An 18148-nucleotide genomic window follows, 5' to 3' on the forward strand; every position below is an offset into this window, starting at 1 on the left:
GGGTGACGATTGATGGAATTCGTCATGCTGGGCGTGGGGCTCCTGCTCACGGTAGGCACAGGACTCTTCGTCGCGAGCGAGTTCGCCCTGGTCAACCTCGACCGCGCCGATCTCGAGGCGCGCCGCGACGCGGGCGAGACGCGGCTCTCGCTGACGATCGACGCGCTGCGCATCACCTCGACCCACCTCTCGAGCGCGCAACTGGGCATCACGCTGACCACGCTGCTCACCGGTTACACCATGGAACCGGCGATCTCCAGCCTGCTGCGTCCGGTCTTCCAGACGTGGGGACTGCCCGAGGCGCTGATCGTTTCGCTCGCCGCGGTCATCGGCGTCGCTTTCGCCACGGTGCTGTCGATGATCCTGGGCGAGCTGGTGCCCAAGAACTTCGCGCTCGCCATTCCGCGGCAGACCGCGAAGCTCGTCATTCCGTTCCAGGTTGCGTTCACCGCCGTGTTCAAGCCCGCGATCATCGTGCTCAACGGAAGCGCCAACGGGGTGCTGCGCGCCATGGGCGTCGAGCCCAAGGAGGAACTGTCGGGCGCGCGCTCGGCCGAGGAGCTGTCGAGCCTGGTCCGACGCTCGGCGAACGCCGGGATGCTCGAGAAGGACACCGCATCGCTCTTGGATCGCAGCCTGACCTTCGCGCGGCTCAGCGCGGCCGACGTCATGACCCCCCGCCCGAGCGTGCATGCGCTCGCCGCGGGCGATCCCGCCGACGACGTCGTGCAGCTCGCGCGTCGCACCGGCCACAGCCGCTTCCCCGTGTACGACGAGTCGATGGACGACATCGTCGGCGTCGTCCACCTCAAGGCGGCCATCGGGGTGCCGCGCGAGAAGCGGGGTGACGTGCCGGTCGCGGCGCTGGCGACCGAGCCGCTGCGCGTTCCCGAGACCGTCCACCTCGACACGCTCGTCTCGGAACTGCGCTCGCGGGGTTACCAGATGGCGATCGTGGTCGACGAGTACGGCGGCACCGCCGGAGTCGTCACCCTCGAGGACCTCGTCGAGGAGATCGTCGGCGAGGTGCTCGACGAGCACGACCGCTCCCGCGCCGGCGTGGTGCGCTCGGCTGCATCGCTCACCTTCCCCGGCGACCTGCGACCCGACGAGGTGCTCGACCGAGCCGGCGTCCGGGTGCCCGAGGGCGAGGTCTACGACACCGTGGGCGGGTTCATCATGGCCGCGCTCGAGCGCATCCCCGTCGTGGGCGACACCGTCGACCTCGACGACGGCATCCTCGCCGTTCAGCGCATGGACGGCCGCCGCGTCGACCGGGTGCAGTTCACCCCCACCCCGCGGGAGCAGAACGTCGACGACCTCGTCCGCGCGGCGAAGGGCGGTGATCAGTGATGAGCGACTGGGCCGGAATCGCCTGGCTGGTGGTGCTCCTCATCGCCAACGCCTTCTTCGTCGGAGCGGAGTTCGCCGTCATCTCCGCGCGCCGCTCGCAGATCGAGCCGCACGCCGACCGCGGGTCGCGCGCCGCCAAGACCGCGCTGTACGCGATGGAGCACGCCACCCTCATGCTGGCGACGTGTCAGCTCGGCATCACGATCTGCTCGCTGCTGATCCTGAACGTGTCGGAGCCGGCCATCCACCACCTGCTGGCAGGTCCCCTCGGGCTCACCGGGCTCCCCGAGGCCGCGGTCGACGTCGCATCCTTCGTCGTCGCGCTGCTGATCGTGTCGTACCTGCACGTCGTGTTCGGCGAGATGGTGCCCAAGAACCTGGCATTCACGCTGCCCGACCGCGCGGTGCTGATGCTGGCGCCGCCCCTGGTGGCGGTGTCGAAGGCGTTCTACCCGATCATCGTCGCGTTGAACTGGACGGCGAACCACGTGCTGCGCCTGTTCCGTGTGGAGCCGAAAGACGAGGCCGCCTCGACCTACACGCTCGACGAGGTCGCGACGATCGTGACGCAGTCGCGTCGCGAGGGCGTGCTCGACGACTCCGCCGGCACCGTCCGCGCGGTGGTCGAGTTCACCGAGAAGAAGGCCGCCGACATCGCGGTGCCGATGGGCGCGCTGGTCACGCTCCCGGAGACGACGACCCCGGCCGAGATCGAGCGTGCTGTCGCGCAGCACGGCTACTCGCGGTATGTGATCGTCGACGAGACCGGTAGCCCGACCGGTTACGTGCACCTCAAAGACGTGCTGCGTGCGGCGGAGGGGTCGGATGCCGACATGGTCCGACCCATCCCGGCGAAGCGCATCCACCACATGGTGTCGGTGCTGGAGACGACGGATCTCGAAGATGCACTCGCCCTCATGCGCCGCTCGGGTCGCCACCTTGCACAGGTGCGCGACGAGCGCGGCGACGTCAAGGCGGTGCTGTTCCTCGAGGACGTCATCGAAGAGCTCGTCGGCGAAGTGCAGGACGCCACCGAGCGTCGTCGTTTCGTCTAGCCGCAGAACACCGGATGCCGCGGGGCTCGGGCCTCGCGGCATCCGGTGTTCTGCGTCTCGGAGCCGCGTGGAGATGGTGCGCAGTACGCGAAGAGTCCGCGCGGGCACGCGGGATCCCGCGCTGGGCGGCGGGATCACACGTCAGTACGCCCGAAGGTACTGCGCGGGGGCGGGCGAGTCGGCACCCAGGACAGCGGCCGCGCGGAGGGCGTAGTGGGGGTCGCGGAGCCATTCGCGAGCCGACATGATCGCATCGGCGCGGCCGTCGGCGACGATCTGCTCGCCGAAGGTCGGGTCGTCGATCATGCCGACGGCGCTCACGAGCAGGCCCGTCTCGCGGCGGACCGTCTCGGCGTACGCGACCTGATAGCCCGGGCCCGGGACGATCCTCTGATGGGGCACGAGACCGCCGCTGGAGACGTCGATGAGGTCGGCGCCCGCCTCGGCTACCACCGTGGACGCGGCGACGGTGTCGGCGACGTCCCATCCGCCCTCCGCTGCGTCGGTCGCGGAGAAGCGCACGAACAGCGCAGCGTCGGGAGCGGCCGCGCGAACGGCCTCGGTCACCCGCACGAGCAGGCGGACCCGGTTCTCGAACGATCCACCGTAGGCGTCGGTGCGGTGGTTCGTCAGCGGCGACAGGAACTGATGCAGCAGGTAACCGTGGGCGGCGTGCACCTCGACCACCTCGAACCCGGCCCCAACGGCGCGGCGGGCGGCATCCGCGAAGTCGTTCACCACGTCGTCGATCGCCGCGGCATCCAGAGCCACCGGCTCGGCGAAGGAGCCGTACGCGATCGCAGACGGGCCGACGGTGGTCCATCCGCCCGCGTCGCGGGCGACGGATCCGCGCTCGCCGGAGAGCGGCGAGGTGGTCGACGCTTTGCGGCCGGCGTGGCTCAGCTGCACGCCCGCGACGGCGCCGCGGGAGCGGACCGCCGCGACGATCGGTGCCCAGGCCTCGGCCTGCGCGTCATTCCACAGGCCCGCATCGTCGGGCGAGATACGACCCTCGGGCGAGACCGCGCTCGCCTCGGCGATCACCAGGCCCGCCCCTCCCGCGGCGAACTGCGCGAGGTGCACGTGGTGCCAGTCGTTCGGGATCCCCTCGACCGCGCTGTACTGGCACATCGGCGACACCCACAGTCGGTTGCGGAACGCGATACCGCGGATGGACAGGGGTGTGAAGAGGGCGCTCACGGGGGACCTTTGCGTTCTAGGGTGACGCCATGACGGCGAAGGACTGGAGCGGGCTGGATGCCGCCCGCACACTGCGGAGGCCAACCGCGGACGACGACAAGTATTCCCGCGGCGTCGTGGGGATGCGAACCGGGTCCACGCGGTATCCGGGGGCCGCCGTGCTGGGCGTCGAAGCGGCGTGGCGAGCGGGCACGGGGATGGTCCGCTACCTCGGTCCCGCGCGCGCGCAGGATCTCGTGCTGCAGCGTCGCCCCGAGACGGTCACCTCCGACGGGCGCGTGCAGGCTTGGGTGATCGGGTCGGGAACGGATGCCACCGAGCGCGAGCCTTGCGAGGCCGCGGCGCTCCGCGGCATCCTGAGCGGCGAGGTTCCGGTCGTCGTGGACGCCGGATCGCTGGACCTCGTGCCGCAGGCTGCCGCGCCGGTCATCGTCACGCCGCATGCGCGGGAGATGGCCCGTCTGCGGGACGCACTGGGATTGTCCGCGGTCGCGACGACGGACGTCGACGCACGGGAGCGTGCGGCATGCGAGACGGCGGACGCGTTCGGCGGCGTCGTGCTCTTGAAGGGGGCGGTGACCATCGTGGCCGCGGCGGGTGGATGGGTGCGCCGTGTGTCGGCGGGCACGCCCTGGCTCGCCACCGCGGGCACCGGAGACGTGCTGGGAGGCGTCCTCGGGGCGGTCACGGCCGGAGCCGTCGCCGCCGGACGAAGCGGCGTCGAAGAACTGGGGGCGTGCGCGGCGACCGCGGCGTGGCTGCACGGCCGCGCCGGTACGGCGGCATCCCTCGCCCACGGGGGTGGGGGCGGTCCGATCACCGCTCTCGACGTCGCCGACGCGCTGCCCGGCGTCGTCTCCGCCCTGCTCGGGGACTCGATCGCATAACGTTCGTGTCGTACTCGCCCGTTGTGGCGCGAGAGCGTCCGGCCGTCGGTGGGGGCGCTCAGACAGCCCCGTTTAGGATTACCCGGTGCTGAGGCGTGTCGTTCCCCTGTTGATCGCGTTCGTCGCCGTGCACGTCGTCGTAGCGGTGTTGGGCTATCAGCAGCCCAATGAGCCGATGGGCGACGTGTACCTGGTGTACGAGCCCTGGTCGCGGTGCGCCCTTTTCGGCGGCGTCGACGTGACCTCCTGCACGCGAAGCGACACCTGGCAGTGGCCCGGCATCACCGAGAAGTGGATTTATCCTCAGCTCGCGTTCCTTCCGATGACCTTCGCGTGGGTGTTCGCGTGGGCCATCAGCTACACCCCGGCGTGGGCGCTGACGGTGTCGCTGTTCAACCTCGTCGCCTTCCTGATCCTTGTGGGCGACGCTCGCTCGCGCGGACGCGTGATCGCGGCGTGGTTCTGGCTCGCGGCGATTCTGCTGATCGGTCCAGTCGGGCTCTACCGCATCGACGGCATCACCGTGCCGCTGGCCCTCCTCGGCGGCATCTGGATGCTGCGTCGTCCGTTCCTGGCATCCGCTCTCCTTTCGATCGCCGTGTGGATGAAGGTGTGGCCGGCGGCCATCCTCGCTGCGGGTCTCGTGGTCATCCGTCGCCGCCTGGCGCTCGTGTGGGGCGCGGTGGCGGTTTCGCTGGCGACGATCATCCCCGTCGTCGCTCTGGGCGGTGCCCCTTTCGTCTTCGGATTCGTCGGTGATCAGACCTCGCGCGGCATTCAGATGGAGGCGCCCGTGGGCGGCCTCTACATGTTCCTCGCCGCCTTCTACGTGCCCGGCAGCGAGGTGTACTACGACGGCGACGTCCTCACCTTCCAGGTGACCGGACCGGGAGCCGAGCCGCTCATCGCGGCGATGACGCCGATCATGCTGCTCGTGATGGCTGGCGTGGCGGGTGTCGGAGTGTGGAAACTGCGCCACGGCGCGACCTTCCTGAGTCTCTTCCCGCCGTTGTCGCTCGCGCTGGTCACCGCCTTCATCGCCCTGAACAAGGTGGGATCGCCCCAGTACTACGTGTGGCTGTTCGCACCCGTCGCGCTCGGCCTGATGCTCGACCGTCGTCGCTGGTACGCCTTCGCCGGGATGACGCTGGTGATCGCCGGTCTCACGCAGTGGATGTACCCGCTCCTGTACGACGGCCTCATGGCGACGCACCCCAACCCGTTCCCGGTGGTCGTGCTCGAGGTGCGCAACCTCCTCGCCCTGGTGCTGCTGGTGTGGGCGGTCGTGCGTGTCGTGAAAGCCCCCGTCGCACGCGTGCGCCCGCCCGCGGGGCTCCGCGAGATCGTCACGGGACGACGGCCGGTGCCGCGCCTGCCTGCCGGACGGTGATCCCGCACGCGCGCTGAGCGTGGCGTCGCCCGGGTTCGGGCGTTCTGAGCGCCTGCCGCCGGAAGGCGGCCTTGCGAACCGCCCGCCGGCGATGGGCGGCTCGCGTGCCGACCATGCGCTGCGATGGGCGGCTCGCGTGCGGATCGCCGGCCCGGGGGGAGCGGCTCGGGTGCGACCACGTGCCGTGGGCGCGTCGTTCGCTCGCAGCCTGTCGCCCGCGCGCGGCCCGTAGTCTCGAGACATGCTCATCGCCTTCTCTGTCGCTCCCTCCGGCATCGGTTCCGCTTCGGCGGAGAACCCCGACGGGTCGGTGCACGACGCCGTCGCCGCGGCGGTCGCGGTCGTGCGCGCGTCGGGGCTGCCGCACCGCACCAGCTCGATGTTCACCGAGATCGAGGGGGAGTGGGACGAGGTGTTCGCCGTCGTCAAGGCGGCGACGGATGCCGTGATGCCATACGGATCGCGCGTGTCGCTGGTGCTGAAGGCCGACATCCGACCGGGCCGCACGGGCGAGATGGACGGCAAGGTCGAGCGCCTCGAGGAGGCCTTGGGGCGCCGGGCCGGCTGAGGCTCCCTCCCACCTCGGCCGAGCGCTGATCGGGGACGCTCGGCGTCATGTCGCACGTCGGCGATCGCTCGGGCGTTCGCGCGTTGGCCGGCCCGTCACGGCCCCATCGATCTCACGCGGCGGACCGGCCCGTCACGGTCCCGTCGGTCTCATGCAGCGGACCGGCCTGTCACCGCCCCGTCGATCTCACGCGGCGGGCGGGTCGTTCCAGGCGCGCTTCGCGATGGCGGTCACGTCTGAGTCGATGCGGGCCATATCGCCGCGGAGTCGACTCTCGACGCTCTCGATCTGGGAGCTGAGGCGCGCCTCGGCGCTGTCGATCTTGGCGTTGAGTCCCGCCTCGACGCTATCGATCTTGGCGTTGAGTCCCGCCTCGACGCTGTCGATTCTGAATCTTGTGACCTGGATCTCCGACACCGTCTCGTGACGCAGCGCGTCGATCCGCGCTTCGAGCCGATCCGTGTTCGCCGTGATGACCTTCGTCAGCGATCCCATGATGAGGTTCGTGCTGAACGTCATGCCGCCGAGCACGGCCGCGGCGAAGGTCCCGATCATCACCCAGACCTGTGGCTCCGTCATCTCCGGCATCCCTTCATTGTGCGGTGAGGTGTGAGAGAGTGCCACGTCCTGACCGGGTGAAAAACGGCGCATCCGCGCGATGGGGGAGAGCCCGCCGATCGAGCGCCCTGTGCAGGAGGGGCGAGGGATGCGGGACAACGGGGCGGGCCCACGCGCCGCTCTCGAAACGATTCGACCAGACGGCAGTGAGCCCCCTACACTCGTCGGGTGACCTCTTCGACGACCTCGAGAGGTGCGGCGATGCGGGCGCTCCTTTCTCTCGCCATCGGCAGTTTCGGTATCGGCATGACCGAGTTCGTGGTGATGGGCCTGCTGCCCAACATCGCCCGCGAGCTCGTCCCCGGCGCGTGGGCGGCCTCGCCCGACGACGCCATCGCCCAGGCGGGCTGGCTCATCTCTCTCTACGCCCTCGGTGTGGTCGTCGGCGCGCCCACGATCGCCGGGTCCGTCGCGCGCTTCCCGCGCCATCGCGTGATGATCGTGCTGGCCGCCGCGCTGGCGTTCTTCACGCTGCTGACCGTCATCGCCCCCACCTTCGAGCTCGTTGCGGCATCCCGATTCCTCGCCGGACTCCCGCACGGCGCCTACTTCGGCATCGGAGCCCTCGTGGCCGCGGACGCGCTCGGCCCCGGAAACCGCGCCAAGGGCGTCGCCTTCGTGCTCACCGGTCTCACGATCGCCAACGTCGTCGGCGTGCCGCTCGGCACCCTGCTCGGACAGCAGGTCGGCTGGCGCGCGGCGTTCGCGGTCGTCACCGGCATCTTCCTGCTGGCGACCATCTGCATCGCGCTGTTCGTGCCGAAGCACCCCGGCTCACCGGGTCGCCGATTGCGTGACGAGCTGCGGGTGTTCCGCATCGGCCAGGTGTGGTTCGCGCTCGGGATCGGCGCGGTGGGCTTCGGCGGATTCTTCGCCATGTACAGCTACATCGCTCCCATGATCACCGACGTCGCCGGGCAGCCGGAGTGGAGCGTCTCCCTCGTCCTCGTGCTGGTCGGCATCGGCATGACGATCGGCAACGTCGTGGGGGGCGCGCTGGCCGACAAGAACCTGCGGTTCTGGCTCTCCGTCGGTCTGATCGCCCTCGCCGCGGCATCCGTCGGTCTCGCCCTGACCGCCGGCTGGATCGTCAGTCTCGTGCTGTTCGCATTCCTGGTCGCCTTCTGCGGGGCGGCGTTGAGCCCGGCCATCCAGACCCGCCTGATGGACGTCGCCGAAGACAATCAGTCCATCGCCGCCGCCCTGAACCATTCGGCGCTCAACATCGGCAACAGCCTCGGAGCGTTCCTGGGTGGCCTCGCGATCGCGGCCGGCCTCGGACTCGTCGCCCCCGCCTGGGTCGGCGCCGTGCTCGCCCTGGGCGGGCTCGTCGTCGCCGTCGTGTCGTACCGCATCGAGGATCGCAGCGGCCGTCATCCCGAACACCGGATGCCGGCTGCCGAGGCCGCGCAGACAGCGATCACAGGGTCGATTCCCACGCAGTGCTGACGCAGTGCTGACGCAGTGCTGACGCAGTGCTGACGCAGTGCTGACGCAGCGCTGACGCGTCGCGGGCACGGACCGATCGCACGCTGCTTCCGGTCGGCGCCGGAGTTGGCCGAGTGTCCAGGACACGCCGCAAGTCCTCGCCGCGCGCGGCGTGTCGTGGACACTCGACGGTGCCCGCGCGAGGCGGAGGGGCGACGGCACTTCCGTGATGAGGGAGTGGCACGGCGTGGATGCCAGGGCCCAGGCATCCGGGATCGTCAGGTCGCCAGCAGGCGACGCAGGTGCGTGGCGACGGCGGCGGTCTCGATGAGGAAGCCGTCGTGGCCGAAGTCGCTCGAGAGCACGACGGCGTCGTCACCGTCGAGGGTCTGCGGGATGCCGCGCGCGATGCGGTGCTGGCCGTCGATGGGGAAGAGACGGTCGCTGTCGATCCCGAGCACGAGGGTCGTGGCGGTGACGCGCGCCAGGGCGTCTTCGACCCCATCGCGATCGCGGCCGACGTCGTGAGAATTCATGGCCTCGACCAGGGCCAGGTAGCTGTTGGCGTCGAATCGACGGGTGAACTTGTTGCCGTGGAAGTCGAGGTATGACTCCACCGCGAAGCGCCCGCCGCGGCCCAGGGGGCTCACACCCGACTGCCACGAGCGCTGGAAGCGCTGGTTCAGCTCGGTGGGGCTGCGGTAGTTGAGCAGCGCCATGCGACGGGCGAGGGCCAGCCCGCGGTGCGGCCCGTCGCCGTCACCGGCGTCGTAGTATTCGCCACCGGCGAAGCGCGGGTCGACGCGGATGGCGTCCAGTTGTACCGAGTTCAGCGCGATCTGGTCGGCCGTCGTGATCGGCGGGGCCGACAGGATCGCGGCACGCGCGACCCGGTCGGGGTGACCGACCGCCCATTCGATCGCGTGCATGCCGCCCATCGACCCGCCGACGACGGCGAACCACCGCTCGACGCCGAGCTCGTCGGCGAGCAGCGCCTGCGCGGTGACCTGGTCGCGGATGGTCAGGTACGGAAAACGCGACGCCCACTCGTACCCGTCGGGCGCGATGCTCGCCGGGCCGGTGGATCCCTGGCATCCGCCCAGCATGTTGGGGGCGATGACGAAGAAGCGGTCGGTGTCGATCGCGGCTCCGGGTCCGACGAGGTCGCTCCACCACCCGGCGGTGGGGTGCCCGGGGCCGGCGGCACCGCGGACGTGACTGTCACCGGTGAGGGCGTGCAGGATGAGCACCGCGTTGTCGCGAGCGGGAGAGAGCTCCCCCCAGGTCTCGTAGGCGAGGCGCACGTGCGGCAGGGACTCGCCGTTCTCGGTGCGGAAGGACCCGAACGATGCGAAGCGGCGATCACCCGCGGGGTCGCCGTCGCGCCACGCGCCGGTTGCCGGGGGACGGCCGAGGAGCGAACGGGCGTCGGCCTCCGTCACCGGGGCCGAGGGCACCGTGTCTTCGGAGATCTGCCAGTCCATGGCATCCATTCTCTCCGGGCGGGGCGGGGAGGTTCGTTCTGTTACGGCGATGTCGGAGGTCGTCGACTCGCGCACAGCGCACGGATGATCGCGACGTGGGATGCGGGAGAGCCGGTCGGACGACGGGAGGGCGACGCCGACCGGCTGAGCGAGAACGAGCGCCCTCGCGCCGCGCTGACCACGGGGTGACCGCTTGTCCAGCCCCCGATCACGGTCGTCGGGTGTGGTCAGACTCGCCGCATGGCGAACTTCCTTCTCATCGCGGCCTCGAGCGACATCGGCGGGGCGACGGCGACACGACTGCGCGACGCGGGCCACCGCGTCCTCACAACCGCTCGCGATTCATCCGTCATCGAGCCGGATTTCACCCTGGATGCCACCGACTTCGACGCCGTCGATCAGGTTGTCGGTGAGGCGGGCGATCTCGACGGCATCGCGGTGTTCGCGGGATCCATGCTGCTCAAACCCGCGCACCTCACCTCGCGCGAGCAGTACGACGGCCTGATCGCCGCGTCATTGACGACGTCGTTCGCGGCGGTGCGCGCGGCGGGGGCGCACATGCGCGACGGTGGATCGGTGGTGCTGGTGTCGTCGGCTGCCGCCCTGGCGGGCCTGCCGAACCATGATGGCATCTCGGCGGCCAAAGCCGGCGTGATCGGCCTGACCTTGTCGGCGGCCGCGAGTTACGCCGCTCATGGACTTCGCGTGAACGCGGTGGCCCCGGGCCTGGTGCAGACGCGTCTGACCGAGAAACTGACGTCGACCGACATGTCGAGGAAGGTCTCGGAGGCGATGCATCCGCTCGGTCGGCTCGGCGAACCCGACGATGTCGCGCGCGCCGTGGAGTTCCTCCTCTCGCCGGAGAACGCGTGGATGACCGGACAGATCATCGGCGTCGACGGCGGGCTGGGGAGTCTCCGGCCGCGGCAGAAGGTCTGACGCGCGGCGCGGGCTCGGCACAGAGGAGGAGATCCGGCGGGCGGAGGGGCTTTCTCGTGCCGAGTCCTCCTTCGTGGGATGTCCTCGTTCGCAGGGCGGCGGTGTCGGGGCGGCGATGCCGCGGCGGCGATGCCGCGGCGGAGGAGATTCGGCGAGCGGAGGATCTTTCTCTTGCGGTGGGTCCTCCCTTCGCGGGATGTCCTCCGTTCGCGGGGCGGGGCGGTGTCGGGGCGGCGATGCCGCGGCGGAGGAGATTCGGCTAGCGGAGGATCTTTCTCTCGCGGTGGGTCCTCCCTTCGCGGGATGCCCTCCGGTTTCGGCGCGGGGCGTGCGCCCCGCGACAGGCCGCGCGCGGCGCGGTGCGCGAGACCTCCGCTGATCACCGCGTCGCCGTTTCCCGTGAGGCCGAACCCACAGGCTAGACGCCCGTGAACGACGAACGCCCCGAACCGGATGGCCGGATCGGGGCGTTCGGTGACATGAGGATCAGACGCGAGACGCCTCGGACAGTCGACGCGCGGCGGCGAGGGCCTGATCGAGGTCGGCCTTCAGGTCGTCGATGTTCTCGAGGCCCACGGACAGGCGCACGAGACCCGGGGTCACGCCGGCCGTGAGCTGCTGCTCGGGCGTGAGCTGGGAGTGCGTCGTGGATGCCGGGTGGATGACGAGCGAGCGCACGTCGCCGATGTTGGCGAGGTGGCTGAACAGGCTGAGCGAGTTGACGAACTCGCGACCCGCCTGGACACCACCCTTGAGCTCGAACGACAGCACCGCGCCGACACCCTTGGGGGCGTAGTTGTTGGCGGCGGCATACCAGGGCGACGTGGGGAGGCCCGAGTAGTTCACGGTCGCGACGTCGGGGTGCGACTCGAGCCACTCCGCGATCTCCTGCGCGTTCTGCACGTGGCGCTCGATGCGCAGCGACAGGGTCTCGATGCCCTGGATGAGCTGCCACGCGCTCTGCGGGGCGATCGAGGCGCCGAGGTCGCGGAGGAGCTGCACGCGCGCCTTGATGATGTACGCGAGTCCGTCGCCCACCGCCTGCGTGTAGACGGCGCCGTGGTACGAGGGGTCGGGCGTGGTGAGACCGCGGAAGCGGTCGGAACGCTCCGACCACGGGAAGGTGCCGCCGTCGACGATGACGCCGCCGATCGTGGTGCCGTGCCCGCCGAGGAACTTGGTGGCGGAGTGCACGATGATGTCGGCGCCGTGCTCGAAGGGCCGGATGAGGTAGGGCGTCGCGATCGTGTTGTCGACGATCAGCGGCACGCCCGCCTCGTGGGCGACGTCGGCGACGGAGCGGATGTCGAGCACGTTGATCTTGGGGTTGCCGATGGTCTCGGCGAAGAACAGCTTCGTGTTCGGGCGGACCGCTGCGCGCCACTCCTCGGGGTCGTCCTGGTTCTCCACGAACGTCGTCTCGATGCCGAGCTTGGCGAGGGTGTACTTGAAGAGGTTGTAGGTGCCGCCGTAGATCGAGCTCGACGAGACGATGTGGTCGCCGGCCTGGGCGATGTTCAGCACCGCGAACGTCTCGGCAGCCTGGCCGCTGGCGACGAGGAGGGCGCCGGTGCCGCCCTCGAGGCCCGCTACGCGCTGCTCGACGACGTCTTGAGTGGGGTTCTGGATGCGCGTGTAGATGTTGCCGAACTCGGCCAGCGCGAAGAGGTTCGCGGCGTGGTCGGCGTTGTCGAACACGTACGAGGTGGTCTGGTAGATCGGGGTGGCACGAGCCTTGGTCACCGGGTCGGGCTGTGCGCCCGTGTGGATCTGCTTGGTCTCGAAACGCCAGTTCTCGGGTGCCGACATGGCTGCTCCTCCGGTCGGGTGGGCCGTGGCGGACGCCGTGGCCTGCTGCGAGCGTAGACACCGCCCCCGACGCCGACAAGCGCCCCGGACACGGGCCGTAACACCGCTCACCGGGCCGTCGACCGCGCCGGCATTGCGAGGCGTGCTCCGTTTCATCGCCGGGCGCTGTGCGCGGCCCGCAGCCCCTCGGCGCCTCGCACGCGGCGGCGACGCGGTGCCCGCGCGGCGGGGGAGCGGGGCCGACCGGCGGCACGCGGCATCCGGTGTCGGAGGGGCGCAGTAGCGTGGATGTCATGACGCGACGCGCAGTGGTGACCGGGGCCAGTTCTGGTATCGGAGAGGCGGCCGCGCGGGCGCTGCGGGCCCGCGGATGGGACGTCGTGGGTGTCGCACGCCGGGCCGACCGACTCGCGGCGCTCGAGGGCGAGACGGGCGTGGTGGCCCATGCCGCCGACCTGACCGACGGCGACGCCGTGGCGGCGCTGGCCACGTGGCTCGATGAGACCGGCGGCGTCGACGCGCTCGTGCATGTGGCCGGAGGTGCCCGCGGCAGCGATCGCATCGAAGCCGGTGATCCGGAGGACTGGCGCTGGATGTTCGAAGCGAACGTTCTGTCGGCGCAGCGCCTGGTGGCTTCCCTTCTTCCGGCCCTTCGGCGCGCGGCCGACGACTCGGGCCACGCCGACCTGCTCTTCGTCACCTCGACCGCCGCGCAGACGGCCTACCCGGGTGGAGGCGGGTACAACGCGGCCAAGGCCGGAGAGTCGATGCTCGTGCACGCGTTGCGTCAGGAGCTGAACGGCGAGCCGTTGCGCGTGATCGAAATAGCCCCGGGCATGGTGCGCACCGAGGAGTTCAGCCTGAACCGTCTCGGTGGCGACCGCGACGCGGCAGACAAGCTCTACGAGGGCGTCGAGGCGCCTCTCGTGGCAGCCGACGTCGCCGATGTCATCGCCTACGCGCTCGACGCCCCCGGGCATGTGAACCTCGACCTCGTGACGATGCGCCCCGTGGCGCAGTCCGCACAGCACCTGCTGGCGCGCGGGCCGCTGACGACGCGCTGACCCCGCGTCGCCGTGTCCGTGCCCCGGACGGGGGGACCCCTCGAGCGCCTAGGGTGAGAGCAGTCGAGGAGAGGATCCGGTGTGACGGACGAGCGCGAACGGTTGAGCTGGGACGATTTCGGGGTCGCGACGCGCGACATCTCGCGCGCGATCGTCGCCGACGGGTTCCGTCCGGAGGTGGTCGTCGCCATCGCGCGGGGCGGGCTGCTGCCGGGAGGGGCGATCGCCTACGGCCTCGGTGTGAAGAACTGCGGCGCGCTCAACGTCGAGTTCTACACGGGTGTGGGCACCGTACTCGATGCGCCGGAGGTGCTGCCCCCGGCGCTGGACCTGTCGTACCTCGAGGGACGCCGCGTGCTGCTCGTCGACGATGTCGCCGACAGCGGTCGCACGCTCGACCTCGCCGTCAAACTGCTCGACCGGCATGGTGCCGAAGCGCGGTCCGCCGTGATCTACACCAAGCCGACGACGGTCGTGACGCCCGACTACTCATGGAAGAACACGACCCTCTGGATCGAGTTCCCCTGGTCGCACCTCGGGTCGGTGCACGAAGAAGACGCGGCGTGACCGCGAAGTCCCTCGCCCAACTCGCCGACGCCGGCCTGATCGACTCCACCTGGGTGGAGCCCCTCGCCCCGGTCGCCGACGACGTCGCCGCGCTCGGCGAGCGTCTGCGGCAGGAGGGGAAGCCGTATCTGCCGGCCGGCGAACTCGTGCTCCGCGCCTTTCGCACGCCGCTGGACGCCGTCCGGGTCCTCATCGTCGGACAAGACCCCTACCCGACGCCGGGTCACCCGATCGGGCTGTCGTTCGCGGTCGACCCGCACGTGCGGCCCCTGCCGCGAAGCCTCGCGAACATCTACCGGGAGCTCTCCGACGATCTCGGGATCACTCCCGCCCCGCACGGAGATCTCTCGGCATGGGCGGCCCAGGGGGTCATGCTGCTGAACAGGGTTCTCACAGTGGCGCCGGGGTCGCCGGCATCCCATCGCGGCTGGGGATGGGAACGCGTCACCGAGCACGCCATCCGGTGTCTCGTCGAACGAGATGCGCCGCTGGTCGCGGTGCTCTGGGGGCGGGATGCCATCAACCTCACGCCCCTGCTGGGGAGCACAGCCATCGTCTCCTCGCCGCACCCCTCGCCGCTGTCGGCCAGTCGGGGCTTCTTCGGCTCGAAACCGTTCTCGCGGGTCAACGCTCTGCTGGCCGAGCAGGGCGCGGATGCCGTGGACTGGCGCCTCCCGGCCTGACGGCGTCGTCATCCGACCCGACGTCGCGGCTCGGTGACACACGCGGGAAACGGGGTCGCCCGTAGAGTTACGACGTGCTGGAAGAGGAGTACGAGAAGAGCCGTCGGCGACCACCCGCGCATCTGCGCCGTGCCCCCGAACCCGAGCGCCCGTTCTCGTTCGAGATCCGCGCGGCAACCGAGGCCGACATCCCCGACATCCGGGAGATCTACAACTACTACGTGCGCAACTCCGTCGTCACCTTCGACGAGAAGGCATGGACCATCGCCAAATGGCGTGACAAGTTCGCCACGCTCCAGAAGTTGAAGCTGCCCTTCCTCGTGGCGCAGTCGCCCAGCGGGCAGATCCTCGGCTACGCCCTCGTGCAGCCCTGGCAGTCGAAGTCCGCCTATCGGTACACGGTCGAGAACTCGATCTACCTCGGTCAGGCGGCGGCGGGCAAGGGTCTCGGACGTGCTCTGCTCGAAGCGCTCATCGCCGCCTGCCAGGATCTCGGCATTCGTGAGATGGTCGCCGCGATCAGCGACAAGGGCGCCGATGCGTCGATCGCGCTCCACGAGAAGCTCGGTTTCACCGAGGTCGGCCGTATGGGCCGCGTCGGTTTCAAATTCGGCCGATGGCTCGGCGTTGTCTACCTGCAGAAGAGCATCCCGTCGAAGAAGAAGCGGCGGAAGCTCTTCGGCTGACGGTTGCCGTCACACAGAGGGGCAGCGCGATCTTCGTCAGGATGTCGACGTGCCTGTCTCGGCAGCGGTTGAGCGCCCGCGCTGCTGCGGGTGAGCCGCCTGACGCACTTCGTCCACGAGCGTGCGCCACGCGCCCTCGATCTGCCCGTCGCCCAGGCGCGCCTGGTGCACGGGTGCCCCGCCGTGATGCACCTCGATGCGCCATTGGTAACGGTCTGCCCCGGCCGTCGGCGGGGGTGTCGCGTCCCAGGGGCAGCTCTCGACGAGTTCCCTCCAGCGCGGCGCATGTTCGGCATCGGCATCGGCCCGCCACTGTCTCGAGAGCCCGGCGATGCCGCCCGAGCGCACGACGACGATCGTCAGACGCTCGTCGCTGACGGCTTCAGGCTGCGGCATCCTCCACGACGCCGACCCCGGCCCAAGCGGCGCGGACGGCGGCGACCTCCTCCGACTCCTCACCGTACTCCGCAGCGGCCGCCGCCAGGGTGGCGGCCGCGAAGGAGGTGAAGTCGGCGGTGGGGGAGAGGGTGCCCGCGGTGAGCGTGCGGTACCAGATCAGACCCGCGCGGTCCCAGGCCTTGCCGCCCAGGGCGGTCGCGGCGAGGTAGAACGCCCGGTTCGGGATACCGGAGTTGATGTGCACGCCGCCGTTGTCGTCGTCGGTCTCGACGTAGTCACGCATGTGCCCCGGCTGCGGGTCTTTGCCGAGCACGTCGTCGTCGTACGCCGTGCCGGGCGCCTTCATCGATCGCAGGGCCTCGCCCTGCACGTCAGGCGCGAAGATGCCCGCCCCGATGAGCCAGGTCGCCTCATCGGCCTGCTGGCCGAGGTGGTGCTGCTCGGCGAGGGCTCCGAAGACGTCGGACAACGATTCGTTCAGAGCGCCGGACTGCCCCTGGTATTCGAGGCCGCCGGCGGCCTCGGTCACCCCGTGGCCGAGCTCGTGCGCGATGACGCTGAGGGAGCGCGTGAATCCGACGAACACCTCGCCGTCGCCGTCGCCGAAGACCATGCGCTCGCCGTTCCAGAACGCGTTGTCGTAGTCGTCACCGAAGTGCACGGTGGCCAGGAGCGACCCGCCCGCGGCGTCGATCCCGTCGCGTGAGAAGGCGTCCCAGAAGAAATCGTAGGTCGCACCCAGACCGTCGTAGGCCTCGTCGACGGCGACGTCGCCGCTGGGGGCGTCGTCTTCGCTGCGCACCCGGCGCCCGGGCAGGTTCTCTGTGTTGCCGGCGTCGGAGATGATCCGATCGGGGGCGGGCGCGGTCTCGGCGACGAGCGCGTCGCCGTCGATCGACAGGCGCAGTCGTGTGCGGGTGGGCCGCGGAGGACGCGGCATGGCCAGTGTCTTGCGGGCGGCGGCGGCGGCCCGTGCGAGACGGGGGTCGTCGCTCTGGGCGAGACGGTCGAGCAGGAAGGGGGGAACGATGCCGGCGATCATGCGCCCGAGGCTAGCGCGCACCTCCGACATCGCGGCATCCCTTGCTCTCGATCTGAGGGCGGATTCCCGCCCGCACGCGTGGGGGAGGAGCCCCGCGCGTCGCTCTGACCGGCGACCCGGCGAATCCGCCGCCGGAAGAGGGGCGCGTCAGCGGGGCAGAGTCGGAATGGATGCCAGCAGCTGGCGGGTGTACGCGGCCTGCGGCTGCAGCAGGACCTTCTCGGTGGGCCCCTGCTCGACGATGCGACCGTCCTTCATCACGACGACCTGATCGCAGACGCTCTGGACGACGCCGATGTCGTGCGACACCAGCACGAGGGTCAACTGCTCTTCGACCCGCAGCCGCGCCAGCAGACGCAGGATCTGCGCCCGCACCGTCACGTCGAGCGCCGACAGCGGCTCGTCGCCGACGAGGATGCGCGGCCGGTGCACGATGGCACGGGCGAGCGCGATGCGCTGTCGCTGTCCGCCCGAGAACTCGTGGGGGAAGCGGGCGGCCATGTCGGCCTCGAGTCCGACCTGTTCGAGGACCTCCCGCACGCGGGCGCGACGATCGCCCTCGATGCCCAGCGCCCACAGGGGCTCGCCGACGATGCGCCCGACGTTCATGCGCGGATCGAGAGAGGCGTACGGATCCTGGAAGACGACGCCGGTCGTGCGGCGGAGCCAGTGCAGCGAACGCGCCGAGCCGCGGGCGTCCACCGCGCGTCCCTCGACGTCGACCGTTCCCGCGGTCGCGACGTCGAGTCCGAGCAGCAGGCGCACGAGCGTTGACTTGCCCGAGCCAGACTCGCCGATGATGCCGACCGCGGAACCCGCGAGCACCGAGAGGTCGACGTCGACAAGACCCGGGGTGCGCTCGGCGCGTCCGAATCCGCGGGTGCGGGGGGTCGGGTAGTCGCGGGAGAGTCCGCGGGCCCGCATGATCGTCTCGGTCATGGGGTTTTCCCCGTCTCCGAGGCGCCGGGTTCCGTGG

At 70.4% G+C, this 18148-nt stretch carries 18 protein-coding genes; 11 read left to right on the forward strand and 7 right to left on the reverse strand.

The genetic code is table 11. The features are described from left to right. Positions 1–12: 12 nt before the first annotated feature. Both ACXKZF_RS04555 and ACXKZF_RS04560 read left to right on the forward strand, forming a co-directional pair. Positions 13–1353 (forward strand): hemolysin family protein, encoded by a 1341-nt coding sequence (locus tag ACXKZF_RS04555; RefSeq protein WP_243223915.1) that lies wholly within the window; start codon positions 13–15, stop codon positions 1351–1353. Further along, entirely contained in the window at positions 1353–2408 is a 1056-nt protein-coding gene (locus ACXKZF_RS04560; RefSeq protein ID WP_055958295.1) for a hemolysin family protein, read from the forward strand. Before ACXKZF_RS04555 ends, ACXKZF_RS04560 begins: the two co-directional genes overlap by 1 nt. A 141-nt stretch (positions 2409–2549) precedes the next feature. Here ACXKZF_RS04560 and ACXKZF_RS04565 read toward each other — a convergent pair whose 3' ends face one another. Further along, complete coding sequence (locus ACXKZF_RS04565) at positions 2550–3608, reverse strand: NADH:flavin oxidoreductase/NADH oxidase (RefSeq protein ID WP_488985522.1); 1059 nt, start codon at positions 3606–3608, stop codon at positions 2550–2552. Positions 3609–3637: 29 nt separating this feature from the next. Between ACXKZF_RS04565 and ACXKZF_RS04570 the strand changes: the two genes are divergently transcribed. The 3 genes from ACXKZF_RS04570 (at position 3638) to ACXKZF_RS04580 (ending at position 6453) form a co-directional block, all read left to right on the forward strand. Continuing rightward, entirely contained in the window at positions 3638–4495 is an 858-nt protein-coding gene (locus ACXKZF_RS04570) for an ADP-dependent NAD(P)H-hydrate dehydratase (protein ID WP_488985523.1), read from the forward strand. Positions 4496–4580: 85 nt separating this feature from the next. After that, entirely contained in the window at positions 4581–5885 is a 1305-nt protein-coding gene (locus tag ACXKZF_RS04575; RefSeq protein WP_488985524.1) for a hypothetical protein, read from the forward strand. 241 nt (positions 5886–6126) lie between these two features. Beyond that, positions 6127–6453, forward strand: coding sequence for a thiamine-binding protein (locus ACXKZF_RS04580; RefSeq protein WP_243223918.1), 327 nt, complete (start codon positions 6127–6129; stop codon positions 6451–6453). 186 nt (positions 6454–6639) lie between these two features. On the opposite strand, the gene ACXKZF_RS04585 is transcribed toward ACXKZF_RS04580, so the two are convergent. Then, complete coding sequence (locus tag ACXKZF_RS04585; protein WP_488985525.1) at positions 6640–7032, reverse strand: hypothetical protein; 393 nt, start codon at positions 7030–7032, stop codon at positions 6640–6642. 240 nt (positions 7033–7272) lie between these two features. Here ACXKZF_RS04585 and ACXKZF_RS04590 point away from each other — a divergent pair, with 240 nt between their 5' ends. Then, positions 7273–8520, forward strand: a complete 1248-nt coding sequence (locus ACXKZF_RS04590) for an MFS transporter (RefSeq protein WP_488985967.1) — start codon at positions 7273–7275, stop codon at positions 8518–8520. A gap of 257 nt (positions 8521–8777) precedes the next feature. Here the strand turns inward: ACXKZF_RS04590 and metX are convergent, their stop codons facing one another. Next, positions 8778–9983 (reverse strand): homoserine O-acetyltransferase MetX, encoded by a 1206-nt coding sequence (gene metX / locus ACXKZF_RS04595; protein ID WP_055958276.1) that lies wholly within the window; start codon positions 9981–9983, stop codon positions 8778–8780. 240 nt (positions 9984–10223) lie between these two features. Between metX and ACXKZF_RS04600 the strand changes: the two genes are divergently transcribed. After that, positions 10224–10922: an SDR family NAD(P)-dependent oxidoreductase gene (locus ACXKZF_RS04600; protein WP_488985526.1), complete on the forward strand. Its 699-nt coding sequence runs from the start codon at positions 10224–10226 to the stop codon at positions 10920–10922. 486 nt (positions 10923–11408) lie between these two features. Here ACXKZF_RS04600 and ACXKZF_RS04605 read toward each other — a convergent pair whose 3' ends face one another. Continuing rightward, positions 11409–12731 (reverse strand): bifunctional o-acetylhomoserine/o-acetylserine sulfhydrylase, encoded by a 1323-nt coding sequence (locus ACXKZF_RS04605; RefSeq protein WP_488985527.1) that lies wholly within the window; start codon positions 12729–12731, stop codon positions 11409–11411. A gap of 293 nt (positions 12732–13024) precedes the next feature. Between ACXKZF_RS04605 and ACXKZF_RS04610 the strand changes: the two genes are divergently transcribed. The 4 genes from ACXKZF_RS04610 to ACXKZF_RS04625 all read left to right on the forward strand — a co-directional run bounded on the left by ACXKZF_RS04610 (position 13025) and on the right by ACXKZF_RS04625 (position 15731). Next, a complete protein-coding gene (locus ACXKZF_RS04610) occupies positions 13025–13795 on the forward strand; it encodes an SDR family oxidoreductase (RefSeq protein ID WP_200936133.1) in 771 nt (256 codons plus the stop codon). A gap of 81 nt (positions 13796–13876) precedes the next feature. Beyond that, positions 13877–14362 carry a phosphoribosyltransferase gene (locus ACXKZF_RS04615; RefSeq protein WP_314454286.1) on the forward strand — a complete coding sequence of 162 codons (486 nt, stop codon included), beginning with the start codon at positions 13877–13879 and terminating at the stop codon, positions 14360–14362. Then, positions 14359–15045 (forward strand): uracil-DNA glycosylase, encoded by a 687-nt coding sequence (locus ACXKZF_RS04620; protein WP_488985528.1) that lies wholly within the window; start codon positions 14359–14361, stop codon positions 15043–15045. The genes ACXKZF_RS04615 and ACXKZF_RS04620 overlap by 4 nt, the downstream gene beginning before the upstream one ends. A gap of 74 nt (positions 15046–15119) precedes the next feature. Continuing rightward, complete coding sequence (locus ACXKZF_RS04625) at positions 15120–15731, forward strand: GNAT family N-acetyltransferase (RefSeq protein ID WP_055958261.1); 612 nt, start codon at positions 15120–15122, stop codon at positions 15729–15731. A gap of 36 nt (positions 15732–15767) precedes the next feature. Here ACXKZF_RS04625 and ACXKZF_RS04630 read toward each other — a convergent pair whose 3' ends face one another. The 3 genes from ACXKZF_RS04630 to ACXKZF_RS04640 form a co-directional block, all read right to left on the reverse strand. Continuing rightward, positions 15768–16127, reverse strand: a complete 360-nt coding sequence (locus ACXKZF_RS04630) for a protealysin inhibitor emfourin (protein ID WP_488985529.1) — start codon at positions 16125–16127, stop codon at positions 15768–15770. Then, on the reverse strand, positions 16114–17172 hold the full coding sequence (locus tag ACXKZF_RS04635; protein WP_488985530.1) for a M4 family metallopeptidase: 1059 nt from the start codon (positions 17170–17172) through the stop codon (positions 16114–16116). The genes ACXKZF_RS04630 and ACXKZF_RS04635 overlap by 14 nt, the downstream gene beginning before the upstream one ends. A gap of 147 nt (positions 17173–17319) precedes the next feature. Next, positions 17320–18111, reverse strand: a complete 792-nt coding sequence (locus ACXKZF_RS04640) for an ATP-binding cassette domain-containing protein (protein ID WP_488985531.1) — start codon at positions 18109–18111, stop codon at positions 17320–17322. Positions 18112–18148 lie beyond the last annotated feature (37 nt).

Source organism: Microbacterium sp. ABR10, assembly GCF_057812175.1.

What these genes read in the sequence shown, in the direction of transcription:
- ACXKZF_RS04610 (WP_200936133.1), top strand. Translation starts at nt 13,025, where the DNA reads ATGACGCGACGCGCAGTGGTGACCGGGGCCAGTTCTGGTATCGGAGAG.
- ACXKZF_RS04600 (WP_488985526.1), top strand. Translation starts at nt 10,224, where the DNA reads ATGGCGAACTTCCTTCTCATCGCGGCCTCGAGCGACATCGGCGGGGCG.
- ACXKZF_RS04555 (WP_243223915.1), top strand. Translation starts at nt 13, where the DNA reads ATGGAATTCGTCATGCTGGGCGTGGGGCTCCTGCTCACGGTAGGCACA.
- ACXKZF_RS04560 (WP_055958295.1), top strand. Translation starts at nt 1,353, where the DNA reads ATGAGCGACTGGGCCGGAATCGCCTGGCTGGTGGTGCTCCTCATCGCC.
- ACXKZF_RS04590 (WP_488985967.1), top strand. Translation starts at nt 7,273, where the DNA reads ATGCGGGCGCTCCTTTCTCTCGCCATCGGCAGTTTCGGTATCGGCATG.
- metX (WP_055958276.1), bottom strand. Translation starts at nt 9,983, where the DNA reads ATGGACTGGCAGATCTCCGAAGACACGGTGCCCTCGGCCCCGGTGACG.
- ACXKZF_RS04630 (WP_488985529.1), bottom strand. Translation starts at nt 16,127, where the DNA reads ATGCCGCAGCCTGAAGCCGTCAGCGACGAGCGTCTGACGATCGTCGTC.
- ACXKZF_RS04605 (WP_488985527.1), bottom strand. Translation starts at nt 12,731, where the DNA reads ATGTCGGCACCCGAGAACTGGCGTTTCGAGACCAAGCAGATCCACACG.
- ACXKZF_RS04640 (WP_488985531.1), bottom strand. Translation starts at nt 18,111, where the DNA reads ATGACCGAGACGATCATGCGGGCCCGCGGACTCTCCCGCGACTACCCG.
- ACXKZF_RS04585 (WP_488985525.1), bottom strand. Translation starts at nt 7,032, where the DNA reads ATGACGGAGCCACAGGTCTGGGTGATGATCGGGACCTTCGCCGCGGCC.
- ACXKZF_RS04580 (WP_243223918.1), top strand. Translation starts at nt 6,127, where the DNA reads ATGCTCATCGCCTTCTCTGTCGCTCCCTCCGGCATCGGTTCCGCTTCG.
- ACXKZF_RS04635 (WP_488985530.1), bottom strand. Translation starts at nt 17,172, where the DNA reads ATGATCGCCGGCATCGTTCCCCCCTTCCTGCTCGACCGTCTCGCCCAG.
- ACXKZF_RS04570 (WP_488985523.1), top strand. Translation starts at nt 3,638, where the DNA reads ATGACGGCGAAGGACTGGAGCGGGCTGGATGCCGCCCGCACACTGCGG.